Origin of the sequence: Pseudooceanicola algae (assembly GCF_003590145.2) — a bacterium.
GTDB lineage: Bacteria > Pseudomonadota > Alphaproteobacteria > Rhodobacterales > Rhodobacteraceae > Pseudooceanicola > Pseudooceanicola algae.
Genome location: NZ_CP060436.1, coordinates 315199 through 341354 on the forward strand (window position 1 = coordinate 315199; position 26156 = coordinate 341354).

Genomic DNA, 26156 nt, shown 5'->3' on the forward strand with positions numbered 1-26156 from the left:
CCTCGTCGCCCATTCGGGTCAGGGGGCGTTAGGCAAAATCTCCGCCCGCCCTTGCAGGTGTTCCTGACGATCACTAAGACTCTATTAGTATCTGATCGATAGGGATCAGGGATAACATCAAGGGCAGGCGTATGAGAGATCCGGTCGACTTCTACATGAACAATCTGGTGCCGATGGTCGTCGAACAGACTAGCCGGGGCGAACGCGCCTACGACATCTTTTCGCGCCTTCTGAAGGAACGGATCATTTTCCTGTCCGGCCCGGTTCATGACGGCATGTCGAGCCTGATTGTCGCGCAGCTGCTGCACCTCGAGGCGGAAAATCCGTCCAAGGAAATCTCCATGTATATCAACAGCCCCGGCGGTGTCGTGACCGCAGGTCTGTCGATCTATGACACCATGCAGTACATCAAGCCCAAGGTGTCGACGCTGGTTGTCGGTCAGGCGATGTCCATGGGGTCGCTGCTGCTGGCCGGCGGCGCCGAGGGCATGCGCTTTTCGCTGCCCAACTCCGAGATCATGGTGCACCAGCCTTCGGGCGGCTATCAGGGCCAGGCGACGGACATCATGATCCACGCCGAGCACACGAAGAAGCTGAAAGAGCGTCTGAACCGGATCTACGTCAAGCATACCGGCCAAAGCTACGAAGCGGTGGTGGACGCCCTTGAACGCGACAACTTCATGTCCGCCGAAGAGGCCAAGGCCTGGGGCCTGATCGACGAAATCGTCGAAAGCCGCGACAGCATCGGCTCGGATGCCGACTAATTCGGCCAGACCCCCTGTCCCCGGCGGGGCAGGGGTGGCTGCAGCGCAACAGGCAAACTTTGGCGTTGTCCCCCCTGCGGGGCTGGCCTAGTCTGTCTGGCATGCTGCAATGGTACGGCCCCGAAGCGCGCAATATGGCGTGCATGAAAGGCCCTCCGGGGCGAAAGGTGAACTGAAGATGGCAACGAATTCCGGCTCTGACAGCAAGAACACGCTCTATTGCAGCTTCTGCGGCAAGAGCCAGCACGAGGTGCGCAAGCTGATCGCGGGCCCGACCGTGTTCATCTGCGACGAATGCGTCGAATTGTGCATGGACATCATCCGCGAGGAAACCAAGTCGACCGGGCTGAAAAGCTCTGAAGGCGTGCCGACGCCCAAGGACATCTGCGGTGTTCTGGACGATTACGTCATCGGCCAGATGACGGCGAAACGGGTTCTCTCGGTCGCGGTGCACAACCACTACAAGCGGCTCAACCATTCGGCCAAGTCCGGTGGCGATATCGAACTGGCAAAGTCCAACATCCTGCTGATCGGCCCCACGGGCTGCGGCAAGACGCTGCTGGCGCAGACGCTGGCGCGCATTCTGGATGTGCCCTTTACCATGGCCGATGCCACGACCCTGACCGAAGCCGGCTATGTCGGCGAGGATGTCGAGAACATCATCCTGAAGTTGCTGCAATCCAGCGAATACAACGTCGAGAAGGCGCAGCGCGGCATCGTCTATATCGATGAGGTCGACAAGATCACCCGCAAATCCGAAAACCCGTCGATCACCCGCGACGTGTCGGGCGAAGGCGTGCAGCAGGCGCTGCTTAAGCTGATGGAAGGCACGGTCGCAAGCGTGCCGCCCCAGGGCGGGCGCAAGCATCCGCAGCAGGAATTCCTGCAGGTGGACACGACCAACATCCTGTTCATCTGCGGCGGTGCCTTTGCCGGTCTCGACCGGATCATCGCTGCGCGCGGCAAGGGTTCGGCCATGGGCTTTGGTGCCGATGTGCGGGACAACGATGATCGTGGCGTTGGCGAGATCTTCCAGGAACTCGAACCCGAGGATCTGCTGAAATTCGGCCTGATCCCGGAATTCGTCGGCCGTCTGCCGGTTCTGGCGACGCTGGAGGACCTGGACGAAGACGCTCTGGTCACCATCCTGACCCAGCCGAAGAACGCTTTGGTAAAGCAATACCAGCGTCTGTTTGAACTGGAAGATGTCGAGCTGACCTTCACTGATGATGCGCTTCTGGCCATCGCCCGGCGCGCCATCCAGCGCAAGACCGGTGCGCGTGGTCTGCGTTCCATCCTCGAAGACATCCTGCTTGATACGATGTTCGACCTGCCGGGCATGGATAACGTCGACGAAGTCGTCGTCAACGAAGAGGCCGTGAGCGCAGATGCGGCCCCGCTGATGATCTACGCCGATGCCAAGAAGGAAGGCGCGACAGCGGGCTGACCGCTGCGCGTCCTTCGGCGGCAAGACTGCCAGGATCGATAAGGCCCCGCTTCGGTGGGGCCTTTTTCATGTCACCCGCTTCAGCCGCGTTGTTTGCGCAAGGAATGGGTAGCGGCAGAGCCCGCTTGCTGCCATGTCGTTTCAATCCAAGCTATTCCGCGCCGATCCACCCGGCCTTGGCGGCGCTGGCCTCTGGACCTTCGCCGCCGAATAGGTCATATCAGAAGCAACCAGTACCGGAGGTCTTGATGGGCATTCTGCATTCTCTTTTCCGTGGCGTGACGTGGTGGGACACCGCGACGCTGAACACCTCGCTTTATACACGGCGCAAGGGTGTGAAGGTCGGTGAGGATGACGAAGGCAACGTCTTCTACCAGACGGCGGATGGCAAGCGACGCTGGGTCATGTTCAAGGGTGAAGTCGAGGCAAGCCGGATCGGTGCCGATTGGCACGGCTGGCTGCACCATACCTTCGACGAAACGCCCACGGATCGCCCGCTGCCGCACAAGACCTGGGAAAAGCCGCACCTGGAAAACCTGACCGGTACGGCATTGGCCTATGCGCCGCCGGGCTCGATCCGCAAGGCAAGCCCCGCCGCCCGCGAGGATTACGAGGCCTGGAGCCCCGAATAAGGGCTCGATCACCCGATCCTCCCATTGACTGCCAGGAATTGGCGACCAGAACGGGACGCTTTTGATGTCTTCTCAGAACACGACCGAAATCATCGTCGGGGCCGGGGTCATCGCGATCGCTGCGGGCTTCCTGATCTATGCCGGCCAGATCGCCGGGATCGGCGGCACCAAGGGCTATGACCTCAACGCCTCTTTCCGGTCGATCGAAGGGGTGAACGTCGGCACCGACGTGCGCCTTGCCGGCGTCAAGGTCGGCAGTGTCACGGATATCGTTCTTGACCCGGCGAGCTTCCGCGCCAAGGCCGGTTTCACCGTCCAGAACGGCATCGACGTGCCCGATGACAGCCAGGTGGTGATCGCCTCCGAAGGTCTGCTGGGCGGCAATTACGTGGAGATCCTGCCGGGTGGCTCGACCTTCAACTACGCGGCCGGGGACGAGGTTCTGGATACCCAGGGTTCTGTCAGCCTGATCTCGCTGCTGTTGAAATTCGTCGCCGGGGGCGGTTCCGAGGGATGAAACCGCTGGGTCGTTTCGTTGTGACCCTGTTGGCCACGGGGCTGATGGCGGGTCCCGCCGTGGCGCAGGACGCGGCAGAGCCGGGGACCGGCGCAATGTTGCGCGGTCTCGACCGGATCGATGCCACCACGACCGATCTGGAACTGCGTAACGGCGCCACCGCGCCCTTCGGTGATCTTGAGATCACGCTGAAGGAATGCCGCTACCCGATGGGCAACCCTTCGGGGGATGCCTATGCCTATCTGTCGATACGTCAGGATGGCCGCGATCTGTTCGACGGCTGGATGATCGCATCCTCGCCGGCGCTGAATGCGCTGGACCATTTCCGCTATGACATCTGGGTGCTGCGCTGCACCCTGCCGGGCAATGTTCAGGACCCGGCGCAGGCACCCGTGGCCCCGCCGGAACCGGTCGCGCCGCAGGATGGCGAAGAAGCCCCCGTCGACTGACGTATCAGCTTCGCCCCGCCCGGTTGCGGGCAAGCAGCCCCTCGACAGTCTGATCGATCGGTGCGGTGAATTCCGCGCGCGCCGTCAGCGCTTCGGCAAGTTGGGCGTGGTAATCGGCCCGCGTGATCTCGACCGCGCCAAGCGAGGCGAGGTGATCGGTCAGGAATTGCGTGTCGAACAGGCCAAAGCCGGTCTGGCGCAGGCGGTCCACCAGCCAGGCCAGCGCGATCTTGGACCCGTCGCGGGCGCGCGAGAACATGCTTTCGCCAAAGAAGGCCCGGCCCAGAGTGACCCCGTAGACCCCGCCGATCAGCCGGTCCTCGCTATTGCGGACCTCCAGCGAATGAGCATGGCCCATGGCGAAAAGCGCCTGGTAAAGCTCTGATATCTCGTCGTTGATCCAGGTTTCGTCCCGGTCCGCGCAGCCCTCCAGCACGCCGGTGAAATCCTGATTGATCGTGACCCGGTAATCGGGCCGCCGCAATCGCCGCGCCAGCGAGCGCGAGATGCGGAAACCATCGAGGGGAAAGACCCCGCGGCGGCGCGGATCGACCCAGAACAGCCCCGGGTCATCGCGACCCTCGGCCATGGGAAAGATGCCGGACATATAAGCCTGAAGAAGCAGTTCCGGCGTGACGCCGGTCTCGTCCTGATCCTTCATGCGCGCGGCCCCGCAAGGGGTCGGTCACAACCGCCCCGGACCCATGCAAGGGACCGGGGCCGGGGGGGCCAGTTTAACCGGGAAAGGTCCGCGCGAGCCATTTTTCCAGCCAGTGGATGTTGTAATCCCCGGATTGGATGTCGGGATCCTGCAACAACATGTCGAACAGCGGCACGGTGTTTTCGACTCCGTCGACGATCAGTTCGCCAAGCGCACGGTCCAACCGGGCCAGCGCTTCGGGGCGGTCGCGGCCATGCACGATCAGTTTGCCGATCAGGCTGTCGTAATAGGGCGGGATCGAATAGCCGTTATAAAGAGCGGAATCCATCCGCACACCCAGCCCGCCGGGCGCATGGAAGGCCGAGATCTTGCCCGGACGGGGCGCGAAGCCCGGCACGGTTTCGGCGTTGATGCGCACCTCGATGGCATGGCCGTTGATTCTCAACTCGTCCTGCGCGAAGGACAGGGGCATGCCGGCGGCAACGCGGATCTGTTCGCGCACCAGGTCGATGCCGAAGATCGCCTCGGTCACCGGATGTTCCACCTGCAGGCGGGTGTTCATCTCGATGAAGTAGAATTCGCCGTTCTCGTAGAGGAATTCGATCGTCCCGGCGCCGGCATAGTTGATCTTGGCCACGGCATCCGCGCAGACCTTGCCAATGCGATCCCGTTCTTCCTGGGTGATGGTGGGCCCTGGGGCTTCTTCCAGCACCTTCTGGTGACGCCGTTGCAACGAGCAATCGCGTTCGCCCAGATGGACAGCCGTGCCCTTGCCGTCACCGAAGACCTGAATCTCGATATGGCGGGGGGTGGTCAGGTATTTCTCGATATAGACTTCGTCGTTGCCGAAGGCGGCCTTGCCTTCGGAGCGGGCGGTCAGAAAGGCACGCTCCATCTCGGCATCGCTGTTGGCGACCTTCATGCCGCGCCCGCCGCCGCCGGCGGTGGCCTTGATGATGACCGGATAGCCGATTTCGGCCCCGACGCGCCGGGCACTGGCCAGATCGGGCACGCCACCGTCAGAGCCGGGCACGCAGGGTACGCCCAGGTCCTTCATCGTGTCCTTGGCGGTGATCTTGTCACCCATGACGCGGATATGTTCGGCGCGCGGGCCAATGAAGGTCAGCGCGTGGTCTTCGACGATCTGCACGAAGTTCGCGTTTTCGCTGAGAAAACCGTACCCAGGGTGGATCGCCTGGGCGCCGGTGACTTCGGCTGCGGCCATGATCGCGGGGATCGACAGATAGCTGTCGCTGCTGGCGGGCGGGCCGATGCAGACGCTTTCGTCGGCCATGCGCACATGCATCGCGTCACTGTCGGCAGTGGAATGCACCGCGACGGACTTGATGCCCATCTCGCGCGCCGCGCGGATCACGCGCAGGGCAATCTCGCCCCGGTTGGCGATGAGGATCTTTTCGAACATGGGGAACCCTTACTCGATGATCATCAGAAGCGAACCGTATTCGACAGCCGCCTTGTCTTCGACCAGGATCCGCGTGACGGTCCCGGATTTCGGCGCCGGAATGTGGTTCATCGTCTTCATCGCTTCGACGATCAGCAGGGTGTCACCTTCGGACACGCTGTCACCGACCTTGACGAAGGATGGCGCACCGGGTTCGCCCTGCATGTAGATCGTGCCCACCATGGGAGAGGTCACAGCGCCGGGATGATCGGCGGGATCTTCGCTGGCGGCGGCCGGGGCCGGAGCGGCGGCAACCGGCGCGGCGGCGGGGGCAGGCGCGGCGGGAACCGCGACGGCTGCCTGGATCTCGGCCTTGCGGCTGACCCGGACGCTCAACTGGTCGTCTTTCGCGTAATCGCGTTTCACTTCCAGTTCGGTCAGATCATTCTCGCGCAGGAGTTCCGCCAGGGCCTGGATAAAGGCCACGTCTGCGTCATGCGTCTTTTCGCTCATTGCACCCTCGATCGGATAGGAGCGCCTCTTACCTGTCAGGCGCCTGATGTTATTGCACTGCTTATAGAGAAAGCCTGTGCCAGAAGAAAGCCGTGGTTGTCCATGGTCGCGCCGCTTTTCCCCGCCCGCCCGCAAGGTTGTGCGCAACAGCAGGGGGTCCCCGGGGGCGAACATGTGAAAAGGCCGCCCTCCGGGACGGGAGAGCGGCCGACATTTGATCTGTCTGTGGTCTGGCAGGATCCGTGCGGGGATCCGGCTCAGCGACCGGGCGTCGTTACGATTTGCCCAACATCACTGGTTCATCCGAGTTGATTTCCTCGGAGGCTTCGGGGTCGAATTCGGCCATGGCTTCAAGCTCGGCCTTGGTATAGGCGCCGGCCTGCAGTTCTTCGCCCGACCAGCTCAGGGCTTCCAGCGGCATGGCGACGTCATGTTCGCCAAGACCCAGGAAGCCGCCGATACCCACGATGGCCATTTCCTTGCCGTCGACCAGAACGACATTGTCGATCTCGCCGATGGTTTCGCCGTCACCGGATTTCACATCCGTGCCGATCAGCGACCCGGCGGTGATGGTCGAGGGCATCACAGCGCCATCATTGGCCAGATCGTCGGTGGCCATGTCATCGGATCCGGTGTCGGTAATCTGGTCGACATCCTGGGCGTAGTCTTCGGTCTGGGTGCCCATGCTGTCGGCCGTATCACTGATGGCGTCGCCGGTGGCGTCGATACCGCTTTCGATTGCATCGCCAGTGGAATCCGCAGCTTGGGCAAGGTCTTCGCCCATGGTGTTGTCGGCGTTGGCATTGGCCTCTGCGTTGACGTCGGCGGTCAGGTTATGTTCGGACGTGGCTTCCTGTGCGACGACAGGGGTTGCAACGAGTGCGATAGCGGCCACACCGGACATCAGGGTTTTCTTGAAGGTCATGTCGATCTCCTTTGTCTGTTCTGACCACTCAACACGGGCGGGGCCATCGAAGTTCCCTGCCGCGTTTCCAGAATGCACAAAAAAACCCCGAAGCTCGCGGCTCCGGGGGTCTTGATCTGGTGTGAGGTCGGGGTGTCAGCCCTTGTTCTTGCGGTTCTCGATCAGGTCTTCGACCACCGAAGGATCGGCCAGGGTCGAGATATCGCCAAGCGCGCCGTAATCGTTTTCGGCGATCTTGCGCAGGATCCGCCGCATGATCTTGCCCGACCGGGTCTTGGGCAGGCCCGGCGCCCATTGGATCAGGTCGGGTTTTGCGATCGGCCCGATCTCTGTGCGCACCCAGGTTTCCAGCTCCTTCTGCAACGCGTCCGAAGGCTCTTCGCCGTTCATCAGCGTGACATAGGCATAGATCCCCTGGCCCTTCACCTCGTGCGGGTAGCCGACCACGGCGGCCTCGGCGACCTTGGCATGGGCGACAAGGGCGGATTCGACCTCGGCCGTGCCCATGCGGTGGCCCGAGACGTTGATCACGTCATCGACCCGGCCGGTGATCCAGTAATAGCCGTCGCCATCCCGGCGGCAGCCGTCCCCGGCAAAGTAGTAGCCCTTGTAGTCGCTGAAATAGGTCTTTTCGAAGCGTTCGTGATCGCCCCAGACCGTGCGCATCTGCCCCGGCCAGCTGTCCTTGATCGCCAGCACGCCTTCGCAGGCGGTCTCGGTGATCTCGGCGCCGCTTTGCGGGTCCAGCACCACGGGCTGCACCCCGAAGAAGGGCAGCGTGGCCGATCCGGGCTTGGTCGCGGTGGCACCGGGCAGGGGGGTGATCATGTGGCCGCCGGTTTCGGTCTGCCACCAGGTATCGACGATGGGCAGCCGCCCCTTGCCGATGTTGTCGTTATACCAGTTCCAGGCCTCGGGGTTGATCGGTTCGCCCACTGTGCCCAGCACCTTGAGGCTGCTCAGGTCGTAGCCTTCGACGAAACCGGTGCCCTGGCCCATCAGCGCGCGGATTGCGGTGGGGGCGGTGTAGAACTGGTTGACCTTGTGCTTTTCGATGACCTGCCAGAAGCGCCCGGCATCAGGCCATGTCGGCACGCCTTCGAACATCAGCGTGGTCGCGCCATTGGCCAGCGGGCCGTAGACGATATAGGTGTGCCCCGTCACCCAGCCCACATCCGCGCCGCACCAGAAGACGTCGCCGTCGTGGTAGTCGAAGGTGTATTGCTGGGTCATCGCGGCATACAGAAGGTAGCCCGCGCTGCTGTGCACCACGCCCTTGGGCTTGCCGGTCGAGCCGGAGGTGTAGAGGATGAACAGCGGGTCTTCGGCGTTCATCGGGCGGATCGGGCAATCCGGCGCGACCTGCTCCATCATCGCTTTCACGTCGACATCGCGCCCGTCGATCCAGCTGATCTGGTCGCCGGTATGCTTGACCACCAGGCAGCGCACCTTGTCCGAGCAATGCAGCAGGGCGGCATCCGTATTGGCCTTCAGCGGCGTGCGGCGGCCGCCGCGCGGGGCGTGGTCGGCGGTGATGACCACCTTGGCGCCGCAATCGTTGACCCGGTTTGCCAGCGCATCGGGCGAGAAACCGGCAAAGACCACCGAGTGGATCGCGCCGATCCGCGCACAGGCCAGCATGGCATAGGCCGCTTCGGGGATCATCGGCATGTAGATGATCACCCGGTCGCCGCGCATCACGCCCTGTGCCAGCAGCACGTTGGACAGGCGGCAGACCTTTTCATGCAGCTCGCCGTAGGTGATGTGCAGGGCCGGGGTCTCGGGGTCGTCGGCTTCGAACAGGATCGCCGTCTGATCCGCGCGGGCCGGCAAATGCCTGTCGATGCAGTTGTGGGCGACGTTCATCACGCCGTCCTCGAACCACTTCACCGACACCTCGCCCAGCGTGAAGTTCGTGTCCTTCACGCGGGTGAAGGGTTCGATCCAGTCCAGCCGTTCGCGGGCGGCGGCGCCCCAGAAGGCATCGGGATCGGTTACGGATTGCTTGTACATTTCCGCATATCGGTCGGCATCCACATGGGCATGGCCCACGAAATCCTCGGCCGGCGGATAGGTCATATCTTTCATCACGGACTCCTCCTCGCGTGATTAACCATTTCTAGATATGGGCGGGGGCCGGGCCTGTTCAACCGCTTCGCGGCGCGGGCCCGGCCCTTCGGCCTTATATGGCTAGGTATTCCGACCGAAGTTCGGCGTTGGAAAGCACCTCCTGGGCGGCGCCATCGAAGACCACCGACCCGGTGTCCAGAATCACCGCCCGATCCGCCAGTTCCAGCGCGCGCACGGCGTTCTGTTCGACCAGGATCGTGGTGATCCCCTGTTCCTTGATGATCCGCAGGGTCTTTTCGATCTCGTCGACGATCACCGGGGCAAGGCCTTCGTAGGGTTCATCGAGCAACAGCACCTTGATGTCGCGGGCCAGGGCGCGGGCGATGGCCAGCATCTGCTGTTCGCCGCCCGACAGGGTGACGCCTTCCTGGCGGCGGCGTTCGCCGAGACGCGGAAACAGTTCGTATAGCCGCGCCAGGCTCCAGCCGATGGGCGGGGCGATCTGGGCCAGTTGCAGATTTTCCTCTACCGTCAGGCCGGGGATGATCGAGCGGTCCTCGGGCACGAGGCCGATCCCCGCCTGCGCGGCCTGCCAGGAAGCCATGGAATGCAGCGGCTGGTGATCCAGCCAGATCTCGCCATGGGTGACCTGCGGGTCATTCATCCGCGCGATGGAGCGCAGGGTCGATGTCTTGCCCGCCCCGTTGCGCCCCAGCAGCGCCAGGATCTCGCCCTCGTGGACGTTGAAGCTGATGTTCTGGACGATGTAGCTTTCGCCGTAATAGCTTTCCATGTTCCAGACCGACAGGAAGGCCGGGGCGGTTTCGGCAAAGTTCTTGCCCTTCGAGAAATCCGGTTTGACGTTCATTTTCCCGCTCCTTTAAGCCGCCGCGCTTTCGCCAAGGTAGGCTTCGCGCACCTTGGGGTGGCCCTTGATGTTTTCCGGCACGTCCTCGACCAGGGGGGTGCCCTGGGCCAGCACGGTGATCCGGTCGGCCAGGCTGAAGACCACGTGCATGTCGTGTTCGATGATGGCGATGGTGATGTCGCGTTCGGCCTTGATCTGCTTCAGCAGATCGATGGTGTTGTTGGTATCGGCCCGCGCCATCCCGGCGGTGGGCTCATCCAGCAACAACAGGCGCGGTTCCTGCGCCAGGCACATGCCGATTTCCAGTCGTCGCTTGTCGCCGCGCGACATGGAAGCCGCGTGCATGTGGCGCTTGTCGACCATGTTCATGTCGACCAGCATCGCTTCGGCCTTGTCGCGGATGTCGGCCTCGCGGGCGACGGACCGGACCCCGTTCAGCTTGAACGCCCCGTCGCGACGCGCGAAACAGGGGATCATCATGTTTTCCATCACCGTCAGATCGCCGAAGATCTCGGGCGTCTGGAAGACCCGGCTGATCCCCATCTGGTTGATCTCGTAAGGCGTGCGCCCCAGCACCGACTGACCGTCGAACATGACCGACCCGGTGTCGGGGATCAGCTTGCCCACGAGGCAGTTCAGCAGCGTGGACTTGCCCGCCCCGTTCGGCCCGATGATCGCATGGACCGAATTTTCCGCCACGCTCAGGTTCACGTCTCCGAGCGCCTGGAGCCCGCCGAAACGCTTTCCGACATTCTTGACTTCGAGAATACCCATTTCGGTCTCCTATTCGGCAGGGGTGGATTGGGTGGCCTTGTCGCCGCCGTCACGGCGCCGGCGCAGCCGCGACAGACGTTGGCCGCCTTCGACAAGCCCACCGGGCAGGAAGGTGACGACCAGCATGAACAGGAGGCCCAGGGTCAGGTGCCAGCCGGAGCCGACGAAATGTTCCGCGACCCAGATCACGATGCTTTCCAGCCCGTCGGGCAGGGCGTGGAACCACTGGTGCAGCACGTTGTCGTTGATCTTCGAGAAGATGTTCTCGAAATACTTGATGAAGCCCGCGCCCAGCACCGGCCCGATCAGCGTGCCCGCCCCGCCGAGGATCGTCATCAGCACGACCTCGCCGCTGGCAGTCCATTGCATGCGCTCGGCCCCGGCCAGCGGATCCATCGAGGCCAGAAGCCCGCCCGCCAGCCCGGCATACATCCCCGAGATCACGAAGGCCGCAAGGGTATAGGGGCGGGTGTTCAGCCCGGTGTAGTTCATCCGCTGCTGGTTGGATTTCACCGCCCGCAGCATCAGGCCGAAGGGCGAGCGGAAGATGCGGATCGACAGGTAGAAGGCGATCATCATCACCAGCGCACAAAGATAGTAACCGGCATTGAACTGGAAGGCCCAGCCGCCAAGGTTCAGCGTCTCGGTCGCGCGCATCTCCAGACCGAAGAAGCTGGTTGCGGGGATGCCACCCGTGGCGGTCGCCGCCTCGCCCAGGATGCGCGGATCGTCCAGCGACAGTTGCAGCCCGGTTTCGCCGTTGGTGATCGGTGTCAGCACCGAATAGGCGAGGTTGAAGCTCATCTGCGCGAAGGCCAGCGTCAGGATCGAGAAGTAGATGCCCGAGCGGCGCAGGCTGACAAAGCCGATCAGCAGGGCAAACAGCCCCGAGACGACCACTGCCAGCAGGATCGCCGGAATGACGTTCATGCTGAGCAGCTTGAACATCCAGACGGCGGAATAGGATCCGACGCCAAGGAAGGCCGCGTGACCGAAGCTGAGATAGCCGGTCAGGCCGAACAGGATGTTGAAGCCGATGGCGAAGATCCCGAAGATCACGAAGCGCTGCATCAGGTCCGGGTAGCCCGCGTTGAATTGCGACATGGCGCTGTCGGCGGGGAAGGGGTTCAGGATGAAGGGCGCGAAGATCACCAGCGCGGCGACGACGCCCAGAAGGGTCAGGTCTTTCTTGTTCAGTCCCAGCATGGGTTCAGTCCTCCATCACGCCCTTGCGACCCATCAGGCCACGCGGGCGGGTCAGCAGGATGACGATTGCGGCAAGGTAGATGATGATCTGGTCGATCCCGGGGATCAGCGACTTGATCTCGTTCATCGAGGCGAAGCTTTCGAGGATCCCCAGCAGGAACCCGGCCAGCACGGCGCCCGGCAGGCTGCCCATGCCGCCGACCACCACGACGACGAAGCTGAGGACAAGGAAATCCATGCCCATGTGGTAATTGGGCGAATTGATCGGGGCATACATCACCCCCGCCATCCCCGCGACGACTGCGGCAAGGGCGAACATGATGGTGAACCGCTTGTCGATGTTGATGCCCAGCAGGCCGACGGTTTCACGATCCGCCATCCCGGCGCGCACGACCATCCCGAAGGTGGTGAATTGCAGGAAGGCAAAGACCGCACCGATGATCAGGGCCGCGAAGGCGAAATAGACCAGCCGCCAGTAGGGGTAGATGATGACATTGGGATCCATGCCCAGCATCGCGCCGAAATCGAAACTGCCGCGGAAGGCGTCGGGCGCCGGCGTGGCGATCTGGGTGGCGCCGAAGTAATGCTTGATCAATTCCTGCAGCACGATGGCCAGGCCGAAGGTGACAAGGATCTGATCGGCATGGGGACGGCGGTAGAAATGCTTGATCAGCCCGCGTTCCATCACGAAGCCGACCAGCAGCATCACCGGGATCGAGAACAGGATCGCCAGGGGCACGGACCAGTCGATGATCGCGGCGCCGAAATCGGGGCCGAACCAGCTTTGGACATAGGGGGTCTTCACCTTCATCGGATTGCCGAGGAAATCGGTGCGCGTCGGGTCGATCGTCTCGAACGAGAGGTTGAGGATCTTGTTCAGCGTGACCGCGCAGAAGGCGCCGATCATGAACAGCGCGCCATGGGCGAAGTTCACCACGCCAAGGGTGCCGAAGATCAGGGTCAGGCCAAGGGCGATCAGCGCATAGGCGCTGCCCTTGTCGAGGCCGTTGAGAATTTGAAGGATGAGTGCGTCCATTGTCCCCGCCTGGGTTCGGATGTGGAAGGGTTGCCTGGGGTGGTGCCGCAAAAGCGCTTTGCCTGACCGGCGAAAGCCGGTCCGGGTCGGGGCCTAATTGGGTTTGGGCACCACGGGCGCCGGTCGGCCATTGGCCACCGGCGCCCGCTTCCATGCGCGATCAGGCGCCTGCGTTGCAGGACCCGAGGTTGCCGCCCGAGAACATCGGGTTGTCGGGCTCGTACCAGACCTGCTGGACGGGCGTCTGTTCGACCACTTCGAGAAGGTCGAATTCGGAGGTCGGGTTCTCTTTCCCGCGCACCACCAGAACGTCCTTGAAGCACTGGTGATCATCGGCGCGGTACAGCACCTGGCCGTTGCCCAGACCGTCGAACAGGAAGCCCTTGTTCGCCGGGCTGTCGATGCCCTCGATGGAACTGTCGCCACCCACCAGGGCCTCTCCCACGGCGCAGGGGTTGAAGGACCCGGCCCGTTGCACGGCATCCGCATATAGCAGCGTCTGCACGTAGCAGGTATGCGCGGCCTGGCTCGGCGGGAAGCCGTACTTGGTGCCGAAGCTCTTCACGAAGGCCTTGGAGCCTTCGTCCTGCAGCGACCAGTGCCAGTTGGTGGACCCGAAGATCCCCTTGACCGCATCGCCCGCGCCCTGCGCCATCAGACGCGAATAAAGCGGCACGACGATCTCGAACTGCTTGCCGTTGACGATCTTGTCGCGCAGGCCGAACTGCACGGCGTTGGTGATCGAATTGACCATGTTGCCGCCGTAGTGGTTCAGGATCAGCACATCCGCGTCCGTCTGCAGGATCGGCGTGATGTAGGAGCTGAAATCCGTGGCCGCCAGCGGGGTGCGCACGGTGTTGACCGTGGACCAGCCAAGCGCCTCGGTCGCCGCCTTGATCGATTCTTCCTGGGTCCAGCCCCAGGTGTAGTCGGCCGTCAGGTGATAGGCCTTGCGATCGGTGCCATATTGCGAGGCGAGCACCGGGGCCAGCGCCGCGCCGGACATATAGGCGTTGAAGAAGTGGCGGAAGCCATTGGCCTTCTTGTCCTTGCCGGTGGTGTCGTTGGAGTGGGTCAGGCCGGACATGAAGATCACGCCCGCTTCCTGGCACAGACCCTGCACGGCGACCGCGACGCCCGAAGAGGACCCGCCAGTGATCATCACCGCGCCGTCCTTTTCGATCATCGATTTGGCCGAAGCCCGTGCCGCGTCGGATTTGGTCTGGGTGTCGCCGGTGACGTATTCGACCTTCTTGCCCAGGATGCCGCTGCCTTCCAGCGCCTTGGAGCTGAAGGTGTTCAGCATGCCGCCGTCGCCTTCGCCGTTCAGGTGCTCGACCGCCAGCTGATAGGCGCGCAATTCGTCCGCGCCTTCGTCTGCATAGGGTCCGGATTGCGGCACGTTGAAGCCGAGCGTCACGGAGCCGCCCATCGGTTCATTGGTGAACGCGTTTGCCGCGCCGGTGAAGATCGTGGGAACGGCAAGGCCGGCCCCGCCGATCATACTGGTCTTCAGCAACCCGCGACGTGTCAGGTTTTTCGACATGAAGTCTCCTCCCTTGGATTGGGCGCCATGGTCCTCTCCATGGCGTGATGCGGCTGCGCCTCCTCCGCGCTGCCACCTGCACTAAGTGCGGGGTCATCATCGCACCGGAATCGAAAATTCTGCAACAATCCCTTTTGATTGCTGGATTTTTTTGTAAAGAAATGAACAGTTAACCAGTAAGACTTGTAAATTAATTCTGTCGCACTGCAGCAATCTACGGCCCGGAAGGCCAAGAGAAGCTTGAAACGACAGGGAAATTCGGCAGGAGGCCAATGCCCAGATCAACACTGACAGGCACACGAATCCGTGATCGTCGCCTGGCGCTGGGCATCCGGCAGGCCGAACTGGCGCGGCAGGCGGGGATCTCGGCCTCCTATCTCAACCTGATCGAACACAACCGGCGCAGAATCGGCGGCAAGGTCCTGCTGGCGCTGGCCGGGGTGTTGGGTGTCGAGCCTTCGGCCCTGTCCGAAGGCGCCGAGGCAGCGCTGCTGTCGCAATTGCGACAGGCCGCCGCCGACCGCCCCGACACCCGCGCCGAAATCGACCGGCTTGAGGAATTCACCGGGCGGTTTCCCGGCTGGGCGGCGCTGATCGCGGGGCAGAACGCTAGGCTCGGCGCGCTGGAACAGGCGGTTGCGGCGCTGACCGACCGGCTGGCCCATGACCCGCATCTGGCCGCTTCGATGCATGAGGTCCTGTCGACGGTGACGGCGATCCATGCCTCGGCGGAAATTCTCGTCGACGATCCCGGCATCCCGCCCGAATGGCGCGCCCGCTTTCATCGCAACATCGCCGAGGACAGCGCCCGCCTGGCCGAAGGTGCGCGACGCCTCGTCACCGAACTTGACGAGGGCGCGAGCCGGGAAACAATGCTTTCGGCTCCGCAGGACGAGGTCGAGGCCTTCTTCAGCGCCCGCGATTTCCATTTCCCTGAACTTGAAACCGCGCCGGAGGCCGAAACGGTTGCCCGCCTGACGGAAACAGGTGCGAGCGGGCTGAGTTCGGACGCGGCGCGGCTGCTGGCCCGGCGGGCGCTGGAATCCTACGAGGAAGACGCCCGCATCCTGCCTGCCGCTGCCCTGATAGAGGCGCTGCCCGATCAGCAGGGCCCTGACCCGTTGCAACTGGCCGCGCGCTTCGGGGTCGATCCGGGACGCATCATGCGCAGGCTTGCGGCGCTGCCGGCGGATCTGCTGGCCACGCGGGGGCAGCGGCCCTTTGGCCTAGTGGCCTGCGATGCGGCCGGGGCGCTGACCTTTCGCAAGCCGCTGGCGGCCTTTCCACTGCCCCGCTTTGGTGCGGCCTGTCCGCTGTGGCCGCTGTTTCAGGCGCTGAGCCGCCCGATGATGCCCCTGCGTCAGGTGATCCGCCTGGCCGGGCGATCCGATGCGGTCTTTGCCACCCATGCCATCGCCCAGCCCGCCGGGTCGCAGGTGCCGAACCGCGAACCGACCTTCGAGGCCCATATGCTGATCCAGCCGATGCCCACGCTGACCCCGCAGGACGAGATGCCGCGCGTCGGGATCACCTGCCGGATCTGTCCCAAGCCCGCTTGTCGGGGGCGGCGCGAGCCCGCGATCATGGCCGAACAGGGGTAGCCCGATCGCCCTGTGTCCGACCATGCAGGTCAACTGCTGAAGCGGCGGGGCCATCGCAGAGGCGCGAACCGGGTCCGGGGAATTCCCGTTCCGCGACATATACGCTTCCCCTTTCGCGGGCGGGCCTGCTAAGACAAGGGAATGATTGCTCTGCAAGGGAGGGGAGGACCTTATGGGCAAGTCGGTTCTCGTGATCGAGGACGAACCCAATATCATCGAGGCGATCAGCTTCATCCTGTCGCGGGATGGCTGGCATGTGGCCAGTCATTCCAACGGTGTGGATGCGGTTGCGGCGATCCATGCCCGGCGACCGGATCTGGTGATCCTTGACGTGATGCTGCCGGGACGGTCGGGATACGACATTCTGCGCGATCTCAGGGCGGACCAGCAGACGGACAGCCTGCCGGTGCTGATGTTGACCGCCCGCGGCCAGACCAGCGACCGCGCCCTGGCCGAGGAAGTCGGGGCCAGCCGTTTCATGACCAAGCCGTTTTCCAATTCCGAAGTGCTGGCGGCGGTGAACGCGATGATCTGCACCTGAAGATGCCGCTGCCCGGAGCTGCGAAGCAGGATATGCCAGACCCAGTCGATCCCGAAAATGTGCAGGACCCAAGCCGGCAACCGGTCGGAACGGCCGCGCGGTCCAGCCTGCGACAGCCACTGCGGCAACCACCTCGGCCCGGGCCGGTCTTTCTGGCGCGCCGAAGCTATCGTCAGCGGCGGCTGGGGGATGCGGCGCGGCTGTTGCCGGTCCTCGGGATCATCTTTCTGGTCGGGGTGCCGTTGCTTTGGCCGCAAGGCGCGGCGGCGGGGCTGCCGACCTCTCGGGCGATCATCTATATCTTCGGGGTCTGGGCCCTGCTGGCTTTGGCCACCGCCCTGTGCCTGCATTGGTCGCGCGATCTGCCCGATACCTTCGATGCAGACCCGAATGACGGTCTTCAGGATACGGGCGAGCGGCCCGGGGCCGTGCCCGGTGCCGCCGCGTCGATACCGGAGGCGCCGCGCAGATGACATCGCTGAACCTGTTGATCGGCGCCTGCCTGACCTATGCCGCCTTCCTGTTCCTGATCGCCTTCGCGGCGGAACGGGCGGCGGTGCAGGGACGGTCGAACTGGCTGCGTTCGCCGCTGGTCTATACGCTGTCGTTGTCGGTATATTGCACCGCCTGGACCTTTTACGGGGCGGTCGGCTATGCGGCGCGGTCGGGTCTGGAATACCTGACGATCTATATCGGGCCGAGCCTGGTGATGATCGGCTGGCTCTGGGTGTTGCGCAAGATGGTGCGGATCGGGCGCAGCCAGCGTATCACCTCGGTCGCGGACCTGATCTCGTCCCGCTACGGCAAGTCGAACCTGCTGGCGGTGGTCGTCACCTTGTTGGCGGTGATCGGCACCACCCCCTATATCGCGCTGCAATTGCAATCGGTCACGCAAAGTTTTGCCGTCTTTGCCGCCAATGACCCCACGACACAGTCCGCGCTGGCGCCTGCCGGGGCGGACAATCGGTCCACCGCACTTTGGGTGGCCGCCGGGCTGGCCGCCTTCACGGTGCTTTTCGGCACCCGCAATCTGGACGCCAATGAACGCCATCACGGTGTGGTCATCGCCATCGCGGTCGAGGCGGTGGTCAAGCTATGCGCCCTGCTGGCCGTCGGTATCTTCACGGTCTGGAGCCTTGGCGGTGGCCTGTCAGAGACGCTGGCGCGCATCGATGCCTCGCAAAGCCTTGGCACCTGGCGGATGGAGGGCGGGCGCTGGACCGGTCTGATCTTCCTGTCGGCGGCGGCCCTGCTGTGCCTGCCGCGGATGTTCCAGGTCCTGGTGGTGGAAAACGAGGACGAGCGCCACCTGCGCACCGCCGCCTGGGCCTTTCCCGCCTACATGATCGCGATGAGCCTGTTTGTCATGCCGATCGCGGTCGCGGGCCTGTCCTTGCTGCCGGCGGGGTCGAACCCCGACATGTTCGTGCTGACCCTGCCGCTGTCCGAAGGGCGCCCGGCCCTGGCGGTGTTTTCCTTCATTGGCGGTTTCTCCTCGGCCACCTCGATGGTGATCGTGGCGGCCATTGCCCTGTCGACCATGGTGTCGAACCATATCGTCATGCCGATCTGGCTGAAGATGAGCGGCGATGGCGCGATGGTCTCGGGCGACATGCGTCACGTGGTGATCCTGTCGCGCCGGGCCTCGATCATCGCGGTGCTGTTCCTCGGTTACCTCTATTACCGCTTTTCGGGCGGCGGCGCGGCGCTGGCCTCCATCGGGTTGATCTCCTTCTCGGGCGTGGCGCAGTTCCTGCCTGCGATGCTGGGCGGGATCTTCTGGCGCGGGGCGACGCGGTCGGGGGCCTTTTCCGGGCTCTGCATCGGCTTCATGCTCTGGCTCTGGTGCCTGTTCCTGCCGTCCTTCGGGCCCGATGTCGTGATGTCCCGCACGCTTCTGGCCGATGGCCCCTTCGGACATGCCTGGCTGCGCCCGCAGGCCCTGTTCGGGATCGGGGGAATCGATCCGCTGGTACATGGAGTCTTCTGGTCGATCCTCCTGAACAGCCTCGCCTTCACGCTGATTTCGCTGTTTTCCTTCCCCTCGCCGATGGAGCGGTTGCAGGGCGCGCAATTCGTCAACGTGTTCCAGCACTCCGCCCGCCCGCACGGCTGGTCGGGCGGCGCGGCGCAAAGCGAGGATCTGCTGATCATGTCGCAGCGCCTGCTGGGCCCGGCGCAGGCCCAGGCGCTGTTTCAGTCAGAGGCAGCGCGCCAAGGCGTGACCGGATATCTGCCGGACCCCGATGCCGATTTCCTGCTGTTGCTTGAACGCGAATTGTCCGGCTCGGTCGGGGCCGCCACGGCCCATGCCATGGTCGCTCAGATCGTCGGAGGCGCGGCCGTTTCGGTCGAGGACCTGATGGCGGTGGCCGATGAAACCGCGCAGATCATGGAATATTCCAGTCAACTGGAAGCCAAGTCGAGCGAGCTGACCCGCACCGCCCGCCAGTTGCGCCTTGCGAATGAAAAGCTGACCCAGCTGTCGGTGCAAAAGGATGCCTTCCTCAGCCAGATCAGCCATGAGTTGCGCACGCCGATGGCCTCGATTCGCGCGTTTTCGGAGATCCTGCGCGATCCCGGCGCTTTGCCCGAAGCGGACCGCGCCCGCTATGCCCGCATCATCCATGACGAAGGCGTGCGGCTGACCCGACTGCTGGACGATCTGCTGGACCTTTCGGTGCTGGAACACAGCCAGGTCACGCTGAACATCCGCCGCGTGCGCCTGTCCGAGGTGCTGGATCAGGCTATCGCGGCAGCCGATACCGAAGGCGGCGGGCTGGCGTTGCAACGGGCCTATGGGCGCGACCCGATCTGGATCGAGACGGACGCGGATCGGCTGGCCCAGGTCTTTATCAACGTGATCGCCAATGCGCGGAAATATTGCGACGCCCCGCACCCCGCGCTGCGCATCGCCACCCGCAGCCTCCAGGGCGAGGTGACGGTGGATTTCATCGACAACGGCAGCGGCATCGGGCCCGCGCAGCAGAACCTCATCTTCGAGAAATTTGCCCGGATCGGAGAGCACAAGGCCGGTGGCGCCGGGCTTGGTCTGGCGATCTGCCGCGAGATCATGGCCCGGCTCGGGGGCACCATCACCTATCTGCCGGGGCAGGGCGGCGCGGCCTTTCGGGTCCGGCTGGGGCCTCGGGCGGTGCTGGCGGCTCAATAAGGGGCGGCGCGGCGCAGGTTCTTGCGGTTGCGGCCATTCTTAAAGCGGATGGTAACTATCTGGCCCCTACAACCAGCCTGAATGTCCGCAAAAAGCGGTGGCGGAGAACATGGCAAACGTAAAGTCAAACGCAGTCCTGCGCAGAAAGGCAGTTGCTGCCAGGGAGGTCTACCAGGCGCGCGCCATGTCGCCTGAGAAAGCCTTGCGTCTTGCGCTTGCGAAAAGCGCGGATGAACTTCTGGATCTGCCTCTTGTCGTGACGGAAATCACCCATGATTTCATTCCGGCTCAGGATTTCATCGACATGCTGGGTGATGATGCGCTGCTGCTGCTGCTGGATGGCCCGGTGCGGCTGACCGGGGCGGTGGTGCTGGATCTGCCGGTGACGACGGCGCTGGTCGAACAAAGCACGATGGGCCGCGTCAGCCCGCTTGAGATCGAGGAGCGCGCGCTGACGGCGACCGATGCCGCCTTGGTCGCGCCGATGCTGGATGACGTGCTGGAGCGGGTCGAAGGGCTGCTTGATGGCGCGCCGGGCACCGGCTGGCTGACCGGCTACGCCTTCGGGGTCCGGATCGAGAACAAGCGCCTGCTGGGACTGGCATTGGACGCGCCGGATTTCCATCTGTTCCGAATCACGATGGATCTTGGCGGCATCAAGCAGGGCGACCTGATCCTTGCCCTGCCGGACAGGCCGGACAGCGACGAGGACAGCCTTGCCGACGATGGTGCAAGCGCGCGCAACCTGAGCGACGCGGTGATGTTCGCCCCCGCCGCCATCGACGCGGTCTTGCACCGCATCAGCATGCCCCTGTCCGATGTCAGCAATCTGAAGGTGGGGGACCTGCTGCCCGTTCCGCTGGAGGCCCTGCAACAGACGCGGCTTGAAACCGGGCGCAACCATTGCCTCGGCAAGGTCCGGCTGGGTCAGGCGAACGGCCTTCGCGCTGTGCGCCTGACGATGGCGGATCTGGCCGAGGCCCGCGAAACCATCGGCACGTCCACCGATTCCGCGGCGGCCTTCTTTGAGGCCGATTCCCCGTCAGAGGCGGGGGGGATGGATTTCGGGGCCCCCGACCTTGCCGATACGGATTTCCCGGCGCTGGATTCGATCCCTGACCCCGGTGGCCAGGAGGCGGGACTACCTGATCTGCCGCAAATCGACATGGGTGATGGGGACGCGGGCGATTTCCCGGCCATGGGCGATCTTCCCGAAATCGGAGACCTGCCCCCGATGGATGATCTGCCCGATCTCTCGGACTTGCCGGGGTTGGACGACGGCGAAGACAGCGATTTCCCGACGATGGGCATGGCGATGCCCGATCTTCCCGATCTGGAAGGCTAGCCGAAGAACATGAGGAATATTGCGCTGGCCGAGGATAAGATGCCTGAAACCGGGGTCCCGGCTACATCGGGCGGTTGGCCTTTTGCGGCGCAAACTGGTCCCGGCGCCCGGACGGATCGCACCGCCCGAGCCAAAGCCGGCTCAATCGCTCAGTTGCACCAGACGCGGGCGCAGGCCCGACAGGTCGTAGCCCGCTCGTGCTACGGTGCCGAGTGTCTCATCGACATCCGCGCCATTGCTGACCCGACCCAGCGACCAGATCACCGAAGAGCGGGTGCCCGAAGCGCAGTAGGCCAGAACCGGCCCGGTGGCAGTGTCGGCGAAATCCATGTGTCTGGCGATATTGTCCGCCGTCATCGTGTCATGGGTCAGCGGCAGGACCGCGAAATCGAGGCCCGCAGCCGTGGCAGCCTCGGCCAGGGCTTCGGCCTGCAGCTCGGGCGGGTTTTCCGCGTCGGGGCGGTTGCAGATGATACGGGTGAATCCCGCCGCCTTGATGGCCGTCATGTCCGACGGTTCGATCTGGGGCGAAACGGAATAGCTGGGCGTGATCTGACGAATATCCATGGCGTCGAGTTTAAGCGCCGCCGAAAGGGCTGTCCAGCGGCGCAAGCGTGCAGGGTCGGCGAAATTCGCCAACCAGCAGAAGCGCGAAATCCGCAAGTGTCCGCGCGCCGGGCCCTGCCCAGACCAAAAGCGTTTTGCGCAGTGACGCGCATTGGCTATACTGAAACCGGTCCGGATCGCTTTGGGAGGAGCACCGGGCTATCGACAGCAAAGCAGGGGAACGAGACGGCACAAGCACTTTGTGTCTTGTCGTCCTGCTATCTATCAGGAGGAGGATCATATGAACGAAACGTCCATGAATGACCTGCAACGCAAATTTGCCGATGTGTCGGACCTGATCTTGTCCACGCGCCCCGGAAACCGGCATCGGCACCTGACCAAACTCCATGAACTTGTTGGAGATTATTCCCGCAAAGGGGTCGTGGTTCCGCTGAAACTGCGCCAGATGCAGGAGGACCTGACCAACGAGGCGATTGAGTCCCGTTTCAACAACATGCCGGTCTGAAGCGCGGAGCCCGCGCACCGGGCAGGCCAGATCAGGCCTGTCGCGTCTGATTTCATCCCGTCGCCGGTGCGCCCTGCGGCGGGATTATTCGTTTGCAGGCAAAGGATTAAAGGCCGTGCTGTGATGATCAATCTTACAGGGCGATTCGCGCTGATCAGGCAAAGTCGCGCCCGAAACCCCGTTCGACAGGTGGCTTGCCCCCGGCGACACGGTGTCTCAGGCGAGGCAGATCGTCAGCCGAGCGATATCCCGACCATCACCGCCATGAGACCCAGCACGGACAGGGCCAGCCCGCCCATGTTGAAAGGCATCGCCCGGCGGATCGCCTCGCGCAGGGCCGCGTCGTCCAGCTGCGCGCGCTTGGCCTGCGCCACCTTGATGATCGACCAGAAAAGCGACGTCAGTCCGATCAGCGACACCAGCGTGCCGGTCCAGATCAACCATTCCATTGCCGCTCTCCTCTTGTCCGGGCGTCCTGCGCGTAATCCAGCCGCCCCCCGGTTGCAAGCCCGCAGGCCTGTCCGCAGGGGTGAATTGGCCCTTGCGGCGCTTAGTCCCCTTGGCTAGCAAAGGGTTCCGCCGCCAGACGGCAGATCCCCGGTTCCGCATCCGAGAGTGAGACATGGAAGACGAAACGAGCGCCGACTCCAATTACCGCGTCACCGCGGGCGAACTGCGTCAGTTCGTCGAGCGTATCGAACGGCTGGAAGTCGAAAAGAAAGATATCGCCGACCAGCAGAAAGAGGTCATGGCCGAGGCCAAGGGTCGTGGGTACGACACCAAGGTCCTGCGCAAGATCATTGCCCTGCGCAAACGCGACAAGGATGATATCGCCGAAGAAGAAGCGGTGCTGGAAATGTACATGGAAGCGCTCGGGATGACCTGAGCGACCCGGTCAGGGGCGGAGCATCCGCACGCCCTCGATCGCTTCGATCTGGTCCAGATCGTCTTCGTAGACATCGCTCAGCAGATTGATCACGTCGCTGTCCCAGCCGGGCACGTTGATTTCTTCTTCGGTGCTGCCGGGCAGGGCGTTGCGCTTCAGAAAGGCTTCGATGACCTGATGGCGTTGTGCGGGGTCAAGCTCCGGATGGTTGCCAAGATAGGTCTTCAGCCGCGTCATCGCCTCGGGCGGCAGAAGCCGGCGCAGGATCGCGAATTCGCCATCCATCGGGATGTCGGGCGCGACGCCGGCCATTGCGTGCATGACATCGGCCCAGATCAGCGGCGTGTGTTCACTGCACCAGACCGTGATCGCGATATCGGGCGCGGCCCGGCGCAGGCGCAGCAGCAGTTCCGACCAGCGCAGGCGCAGCGGGTCCGATTCCCAGAACCTGTCCAGCACATCGCTCTGCGGGGCTTCGCGATAGAGCGTCGGGATGAACAGCGCCGGATTGCAGAGCGACAGGCACAGTTCGATCTGATCCTCGCGGAACAATTCGCGCAGCGCCGCCAGCCGGATATCGGCGTTTCGGAAAAACCGGTTCTGCGCCAGGGCGAGCTTTGGCACGCTGAAGAAATTCGGGTTGGTCAGGATCAGGCGCCGGATGTCCGGGCTGCTGACCAGGTCTGCCAGCAGGGCTTCGCGTTGGCCGGGGGGGCGCGGGGCGAAGGCGATGGAATCGAGCATCTCGCGCAGGTCGCGCCGATAGCGCGACGGGCCGGGCAGGGCGGTCCCGGCCTCCTGCAGAACGTCGCGGTTGCGCAGCAGGCATTTGACCAGCAGATCCTCGTCGGTGCCGTAGACCCCTGCGTGAAGTACGATATGCATTGCCGCTCCGTGAAATTGGCCCGGTATTCAAGGTGAGCCCGCTTTCGGGCCCGGTACCCCGGGCTAGGTTCTGGACAGAAGGAACCATTTCGGGCAACCAATTTCCATGACAAATTCGCCGCTTACAGCCCGTTCCCCAAAGGGCCCCGTCGCCGGAGCCCGGAAAACCCGGCGCTTCGGTCTTGATATCTGGTCCTGTGTGGCGGCGCTGATCGCGTTGATCGTTCTTGCGCCGATCCTTGCGGTGATCTGGATCGCCCTCTGGCCCGAAGAACAGATCTGGGGGCATCTCGTCTCGACCACCCTGCCGCGCTACCTTGGCAATTCGCTGATACTGATGATCTCGGTCGGCGGGTTGACCGGGGTGATCGGGGCGGCGGCGGCCTGGATGACGACGCGCTATGACTTTCCTCTGCGGCGCTGGCTGGATTACCTGTTGCTGCTGCCGCTGGCGATCCCGGCTTATATCGGGGCCTATGCACTGGTCGATTTCCTCGAATACGCCGGGCCCGTGCAGCGCCTGATGCGGCAGGTCTTTGGCTGGCAGGATGCGCGGGATTACTGGTTCCCTGAGATCCGATCCATGGGGGCGGCGATCCTGGTGCTGACAGCGGCGCTTTACCCCTATGTTTACCTGCTCTCGCGGGCGGCGTTCCGCGAACAATCGGCCAGCGGGGACGAGGTCGCCCGATCCCTCGGCGCCGGGCCGTTCGCGCGCTTTCGCCGGGTCGGCCTGCCGATGGCCCGGCCTGCCATCGCGGCGGCGATGTCGATCGTGATGATGGAGACGGTCAACGATTTCGGCACGGTGGATTTCTTTGCCGTGCAGACCCTGACGACCGGTATCTTTTCGGTCTGGCTGCAAAGCTACAATCCCGGCGGCGCGGCGCAGATCGCCTGCGTGATCCTGGCGCTGGTACTGGCGCTGGTGTTGATCGAGAAGACCTCGCGCCGGCGCTTGCGGTTCTATGCGCCGGGCCGCCGGCACCGCCCTGTGACGCGCCGACAGTTGCACGGCTGGCGCGCAGCCCTTGCGACACTGGGTTGCATAGTGCCCTTCCTGGCCGGTTTCGTCCTGCCGGGAAGCGTGATCCTGGGCCATGCGCTGGCGGCCGGCGAAGGATGGCGCGATCCCGGTCTCCTCGCGGCGTTACGCCATACGTTGGTAATCTGCGGGGCGGCCTCGATCGTGACGGTTCTGGCGGCGATCCTGCTGGTCTATGGCGTGCGCCTGTCGGGGGCGGCACTGCCCCGGTTGCTGCTGCCGGTGACGACGATCGGCTATGCCGCGCCGGGTGCCGTGCTGGCAGTGGGGATCCTGGTGCCCCTGGCGACGCTCGATCATCACCTGGCCGACGGCATTCAGGCGCTGACCGGCTGGGATCCGGGCCTGTTGCTGACCGGCACCGCCTTTGCCGTGGTCCTGGCCTATTGCGTGCGCTTCTTTGCCATCGCCCAGGGGGCCACCGATGGCGCCATGGGTCGGGTGCCGCCGTCTTTGCCGATGGCGGCGCGATCCCTGGGACGCAGCCGGGCGCGGGTCCTGACCTCGGTCTACCTGCCCCTGATCCGCGGCACCCTGGCCTCGGCTCTGCTGTTGGTCTTCGTAGACAGTGTAAAGGAGCTTCCCGCGACGCTTTTGCTGCGTCCCTTCAACTACGACACCCTGGCGACACGGGTCTTTGAAAAGGCAAGCCTCGAGCAATTGGGGCAGGCAGCCCCTGCAGCGGTCCTTGTGATCGCGGTCGGTCTGGTCGCCGTCGGCCTTCTGGCGCGCAGCAATCGCTGAAACCCCTTGATCGGCCGCTCGTCTTTGGCTAAACGGCAGCCGATGCCCCTATAGC

Annotated in this window: 26 protein-coding genes; 13 read left to right on the forward strand and 13 right to left on the reverse strand. The window is 63.8% G+C overall.

What is annotated here, in order from left to right; genetic code table 11:
* Positions 1-131: 131 nt before the first annotated feature.
* From PSAL_RS01475 to PSAL_RS01495, 5 genes are all read left to right on the forward strand, one after another.
* Positions 132-764 carry an ATP-dependent Clp protease proteolytic subunit gene (locus PSAL_RS01475; protein WP_119838006.1) on the forward strand — a complete coding sequence of 211 codons (633 nt, stop codon included), beginning with the start codon at positions 132-134 and terminating at the stop codon, positions 762-764.
* Between the two features lie 178 nt (positions 765-942).
* The gene (gene clpX / locus PSAL_RS01480; protein ID WP_119838005.1) at positions 943-2211 is read left to right on the forward strand and encodes an ATP-dependent Clp protease ATP-binding subunit ClpX; all 1269 of its coding nucleotides are present in this window, start codon (positions 943-945) and stop codon (positions 2209-2211) included.
* Positions 2212-2459: 248 nt separating this feature from the next.
* Entirely contained in the window at positions 2460-2843 is a 384-nt protein-coding gene (locus tag PSAL_RS01485) for an NADH:ubiquinone oxidoreductase subunit NDUFA12 (RefSeq protein WP_119838004.1), read from the forward strand.
* 64 nt (positions 2844-2907) lie between these two features.
* The gene (mlaD, locus tag PSAL_RS01490; RefSeq protein ID WP_119838003.1) at positions 2908-3360 is read left to right on the forward strand and encodes an outer membrane lipid asymmetry maintenance protein MlaD; all 453 of its coding nucleotides are present in this window, start codon (positions 2908-2910) and stop codon (positions 3358-3360) included.
* The gene (locus PSAL_RS01495) at positions 3357-3809 is read left to right on the forward strand and encodes a DUF2155 domain-containing protein (RefSeq protein ID WP_119838002.1); all 453 of its coding nucleotides are present in this window, start codon (positions 3357-3359) and stop codon (positions 3807-3809) included. The genes mlaD and PSAL_RS01495 overlap by 4 nt, the downstream gene beginning before the upstream one ends.
* Positions 3810-3813: 4 nt before the next feature.
* Here PSAL_RS01495 and aat read toward each other — a convergent pair whose 3' ends face one another.
* The 10 genes from aat to PSAL_RS01545 all read right to left on the reverse strand — a co-directional run bounded on the left by aat (position 3814) and on the right by PSAL_RS01545 (position 14810).
* The gene (gene aat, locus PSAL_RS01500) at positions 3814-4470 is read right to left on the reverse strand and encodes a leucyl/phenylalanyl-tRNA--protein transferase (RefSeq protein WP_119838001.1); all 657 of its coding nucleotides are present in this window, start codon (positions 4468-4470) and stop codon (positions 3814-3816) included.
* A gap of 73 nt (positions 4471-4543) precedes the next feature.
* Positions 4544-5893 carry an acetyl-CoA carboxylase biotin carboxylase subunit gene (gene accC / locus PSAL_RS01505; protein WP_119838000.1) on the reverse strand — a complete coding sequence of 450 codons (1350 nt, stop codon included), beginning with the start codon at positions 5891-5893 and terminating at the stop codon, positions 4544-4546.
* Between the two features lie 9 nt (positions 5894-5902).
* Positions 5903-6385, reverse strand: a complete 483-nt coding sequence (accB, locus tag PSAL_RS01510) for an acetyl-CoA carboxylase biotin carboxyl carrier protein (protein ID WP_119837999.1) — start codon at positions 6383-6385, stop codon at positions 5903-5905.
* A 274-nt stretch (positions 6386-6659) separates the two neighbouring features.
* Complete coding sequence (locus PSAL_RS01515) at positions 6660-7310, reverse strand: PRC-barrel domain-containing protein (protein ID WP_119837998.1); 651 nt, start codon at positions 7308-7310, stop codon at positions 6660-6662.
* Positions 7311-7445: 135 nt separating this feature from the next.
* Positions 7446-9398 (reverse strand): acetate--CoA ligase, encoded by a 1953-nt coding sequence (acs, locus tag PSAL_RS01520; protein WP_119837997.1) that lies wholly within the window; start codon positions 9396-9398, stop codon positions 7446-7448.
* Positions 9399-9492: 94 nt separating this feature from the next.
* Positions 9493-10248 carry an ABC transporter ATP-binding protein gene (locus PSAL_RS01525; protein ID WP_119837996.1) on the reverse strand — a complete coding sequence of 252 codons (756 nt, stop codon included), beginning with the start codon at positions 10246-10248 and terminating at the stop codon, positions 9493-9495.
* Positions 10249-10260: 12 nt separating this feature from the next.
* Complete coding sequence (locus PSAL_RS01530) at positions 10261-11022, reverse strand: ABC transporter ATP-binding protein (RefSeq protein ID WP_119837995.1); 762 nt, start codon at positions 11020-11022, stop codon at positions 10261-10263.
* Between the two features lie 9 nt (positions 11023-11031).
* Entirely contained in the window at positions 11032-12228 is a 1197-nt protein-coding gene (locus PSAL_RS01535) for a branched-chain amino acid ABC transporter permease (RefSeq protein WP_119837994.1), read from the reverse strand.
* Between the two features lie 4 nt (positions 12229-12232).
* Positions 12233-13264 (reverse strand): branched-chain amino acid ABC transporter permease, encoded by a 1032-nt coding sequence (locus tag PSAL_RS01540; RefSeq protein WP_119837993.1) that lies wholly within the window; start codon positions 13262-13264, stop codon positions 12233-12235.
* A 160-nt stretch (positions 13265-13424) separates the two neighbouring features.
* Positions 13425-14810, reverse strand: coding sequence for a substrate-binding protein (locus PSAL_RS01545; RefSeq protein WP_119837992.1), 1386 nt, complete (start codon positions 14808-14810; stop codon positions 13425-13427).
* 272 nt (positions 14811-15082) lie between these two features.
* On the opposite strand from PSAL_RS01545, the gene PSAL_RS01550 reads away from it, so the two are divergent.
* The 5 genes from PSAL_RS01550 to PSAL_RS01570 all read left to right on the forward strand — a co-directional run bounded on the left by PSAL_RS01550 (position 15083) and on the right by PSAL_RS01570 (position 21469).
* Entirely contained in the window at positions 15083-16411 is a 1329-nt protein-coding gene (locus PSAL_RS01550) for a helix-turn-helix domain-containing protein (RefSeq protein ID WP_119837991.1), read from the forward strand.
* Positions 16412-16583: 172 nt separating this feature from the next.
* Positions 16584-16952 carry a response regulator transcription factor gene (locus tag PSAL_RS01555; RefSeq protein ID WP_119837990.1) on the forward strand — a complete coding sequence of 123 codons (369 nt, stop codon included), beginning with the start codon at positions 16584-16586 and terminating at the stop codon, positions 16950-16952.
* 32 nt (positions 16953-16984) lie between these two features.
* On the forward strand, positions 16985-17425 hold the full coding sequence (locus PSAL_RS01560) for a hypothetical protein (RefSeq protein ID WP_196222710.1): 441 nt from the start codon (positions 16985-16987) through the stop codon (positions 17423-17425).
* A complete protein-coding gene (locus PSAL_RS01565; protein ID WP_119837989.1) occupies positions 17422-20124 on the forward strand; it encodes an ATP-binding protein in 2703 nt (900 codons plus the stop codon). Before PSAL_RS01560 ends, PSAL_RS01565 begins: the two co-directional genes overlap by 4 nt.
* A gap of 184 nt (positions 20125-20308) precedes the next feature.
* Positions 20309-21469 (forward strand): FliM/FliN family flagellar motor switch protein, encoded by a 1161-nt coding sequence (locus tag PSAL_RS01570; protein ID WP_196222709.1) that lies wholly within the window; start codon positions 20309-20311, stop codon positions 21467-21469.
* A 141-nt stretch (positions 21470-21610) separates the two neighbouring features.
* Here the strand turns inward: PSAL_RS01570 and PSAL_RS01575 are convergent, their stop codons facing one another.
* Positions 21611-22036 (reverse strand): TIGR01244 family sulfur transferase, encoded by a 426-nt coding sequence (locus tag PSAL_RS01575; protein WP_119838017.1) that lies wholly within the window; start codon positions 22034-22036, stop codon positions 21611-21613.
* A 280-nt stretch (positions 22037-22316) separates the two neighbouring features.
* Here PSAL_RS01575 and PSAL_RS01580 point away from each other — a divergent pair, with 280 nt between their 5' ends.
* Positions 22317-22541: a hypothetical protein gene (locus PSAL_RS01580; RefSeq protein WP_119837987.1), complete on the forward strand. Its 225-nt coding sequence runs from the start codon at positions 22317-22319 to the stop codon at positions 22539-22541.
* Between the two features lie 233 nt (positions 22542-22774).
* Here the strand turns inward: PSAL_RS01580 and PSAL_RS01585 are convergent, their stop codons facing one another.
* Complete coding sequence (locus tag PSAL_RS01585) at positions 22775-22990, reverse strand: hypothetical protein (protein ID WP_119837986.1); 216 nt, start codon at positions 22988-22990, stop codon at positions 22775-22777.
* Positions 22991-23163: 173 nt separating this feature from the next.
* Here PSAL_RS01585 and PSAL_RS01590 point away from each other — a divergent pair, with 173 nt between their 5' ends.
* Positions 23164-23427 carry a DUF2312 domain-containing protein gene (locus tag PSAL_RS01590; protein ID WP_119837985.1) on the forward strand — a complete coding sequence of 88 codons (264 nt, stop codon included), beginning with the start codon at positions 23164-23166 and terminating at the stop codon, positions 23425-23427.
* A gap of 9 nt (positions 23428-23436) precedes the next feature.
* On the opposite strand, the gene PSAL_RS01595 is transcribed toward PSAL_RS01590, so the two are convergent.
* On the reverse strand, positions 23437-24312 hold the full coding sequence (locus PSAL_RS01595) for a hypothetical protein (protein WP_119837984.1): 876 nt from the start codon (positions 24310-24312) through the stop codon (positions 23437-23439).
* Between the two features lie 106 nt (positions 24313-24418).
* Between PSAL_RS01595 and PSAL_RS01600 the strand changes: the two genes are divergently transcribed.
* Positions 24419-26101: an ABC transporter permease gene (locus PSAL_RS01600; RefSeq protein WP_119837983.1), complete on the forward strand. Its 1683-nt coding sequence runs from the start codon at positions 24419-24421 to the stop codon at positions 26099-26101.
* Positions 26102-26156 lie beyond the last annotated feature (55 nt).

What these genes read in the sequence shown, in the direction of transcription:
- acs (WP_119837997.1), bottom strand. Translation starts at nt 9,398, where the DNA reads ATGAAAGATATGACCTATCCGCCGGCCGAGGATTTCGTGGGCCATGCC.
- clpX (WP_119838005.1), top strand. Translation starts at nt 943, where the DNA reads ATGGCAACGAATTCCGGCTCTGACAGCAAGAACACGCTCTATTGCAGC.
- PSAL_RS01525 (WP_119837996.1), bottom strand. Translation starts at nt 10,248, where the DNA reads ATGAACGTCAAACCGGATTTCTCGAAGGGCAAGAACTTTGCCGAAACC.
- PSAL_RS01545 (WP_119837992.1), bottom strand. Translation starts at nt 14,810, where the DNA reads ATGTCGAAAAACCTGACACGTCGCGGGTTGCTGAAGACCAGTATGATC.
- aat (WP_119838001.1), bottom strand. Translation starts at nt 4,470, where the DNA reads ATGAAGGATCAGGACGAGACCGGCGTCACGCCGGAACTGCTTCTTCAG.
- PSAL_RS01550 (WP_119837991.1), top strand. Translation starts at nt 15,083, where the DNA reads ATGCCCAGATCAACACTGACAGGCACACGAATCCGTGATCGTCGCCTG.
- PSAL_RS01540 (WP_119837993.1), bottom strand. Translation starts at nt 13,264, where the DNA reads ATGGACGCACTCATCCTTCAAATTCTCAACGGCCTCGACAAGGGCAGC.
- PSAL_RS01555 (WP_119837990.1), top strand. Translation starts at nt 16,584, where the DNA reads ATGGGCAAGTCGGTTCTCGTGATCGAGGACGAACCCAATATCATCGAG.
- PSAL_RS01485 (WP_119838004.1), top strand. Translation starts at nt 2,460, where the DNA reads ATGGGCATTCTGCATTCTCTTTTCCGTGGCGTGACGTGGTGGGACACC.
- PSAL_RS01590 (WP_119837985.1), top strand. Translation starts at nt 23,164, where the DNA reads ATGGAAGACGAAACGAGCGCCGACTCCAATTACCGCGTCACCGCGGGC.
- accB (WP_119837999.1), bottom strand. Translation starts at nt 6,385, where the DNA reads ATGAGCGAAAAGACGCATGACGCAGACGTGGCCTTTATCCAGGCCCTG.
- mlaD (WP_119838003.1), top strand. Translation starts at nt 2,908, where the DNA reads ATGTCTTCTCAGAACACGACCGAAATCATCGTCGGGGCCGGGGTCATC.
- PSAL_RS01475 (WP_119838006.1), top strand. Translation starts at nt 132, where the DNA reads ATGAGAGATCCGGTCGACTTCTACATGAACAATCTGGTGCCGATGGTC.
- PSAL_RS01580 (WP_119837987.1), top strand. Translation starts at nt 22,317, where the DNA reads ATGAACGAAACGTCCATGAATGACCTGCAACGCAAATTTGCCGATGTG.
- PSAL_RS01565 (WP_119837989.1), top strand. Translation starts at nt 17,422, where the DNA reads ATGACATCGCTGAACCTGTTGATCGGCGCCTGCCTGACCTATGCCGCC.
- accC (WP_119838000.1), bottom strand. Translation starts at nt 5,893, where the DNA reads ATGTTCGAAAAGATCCTCATCGCCAACCGGGGCGAGATTGCCCTGCGC.
- PSAL_RS01595 (WP_119837984.1), bottom strand. Translation starts at nt 24,312, where the DNA reads ATGCATATCGTACTTCACGCAGGGGTCTACGGCACCGACGAGGATCTG.
- PSAL_RS01495 (WP_119838002.1), top strand. Translation starts at nt 3,357, where the DNA reads ATGAAACCGCTGGGTCGTTTCGTTGTGACCCTGTTGGCCACGGGGCTG.
- PSAL_RS01535 (WP_119837994.1), bottom strand. Translation starts at nt 12,228, where the DNA reads ATGCTGGGACTGAACAAGAAAGACCTGACCCTTCTGGGCGTCGTCGCC.
- PSAL_RS01585 (WP_119837986.1), bottom strand. Translation starts at nt 22,990, where the DNA reads ATGGAATGGTTGATCTGGACCGGCACGCTGGTGTCGCTGATCGGACTG.
- PSAL_RS01515 (WP_119837998.1), bottom strand. Translation starts at nt 7,310, where the DNA reads ATGACCTTCAAGAAAACCCTGATGTCCGGTGTGGCCGCTATCGCACTC.
- PSAL_RS01560 (WP_196222710.1), top strand. Translation starts at nt 16,985, where the DNA reads ATGCCAGACCCAGTCGATCCCGAAAATGTGCAGGACCCAAGCCGGCAA.
- PSAL_RS01530 (WP_119837995.1), bottom strand. Translation starts at nt 11,022, where the DNA reads ATGGGTATTCTCGAAGTCAAGAATGTCGGAAAGCGTTTCGGCGGGCTC.
- PSAL_RS01575 (WP_119838017.1), bottom strand. Translation starts at nt 22,036, where the DNA reads ATGGATATTCGTCAGATCACGCCCAGCTATTCCGTTTCGCCCCAGATC.
- PSAL_RS01570 (WP_196222709.1), top strand. Translation starts at nt 20,309, where the DNA reads ATGTCGCCTGAGAAAGCCTTGCGTCTTGCGCTTGCGAAAAGCGCGGAT.
- PSAL_RS01600 (WP_119837983.1), top strand. Translation starts at nt 24,419, where the DNA reads ATGACAAATTCGCCGCTTACAGCCCGTTCCCCAAAGGGCCCCGTCGCC.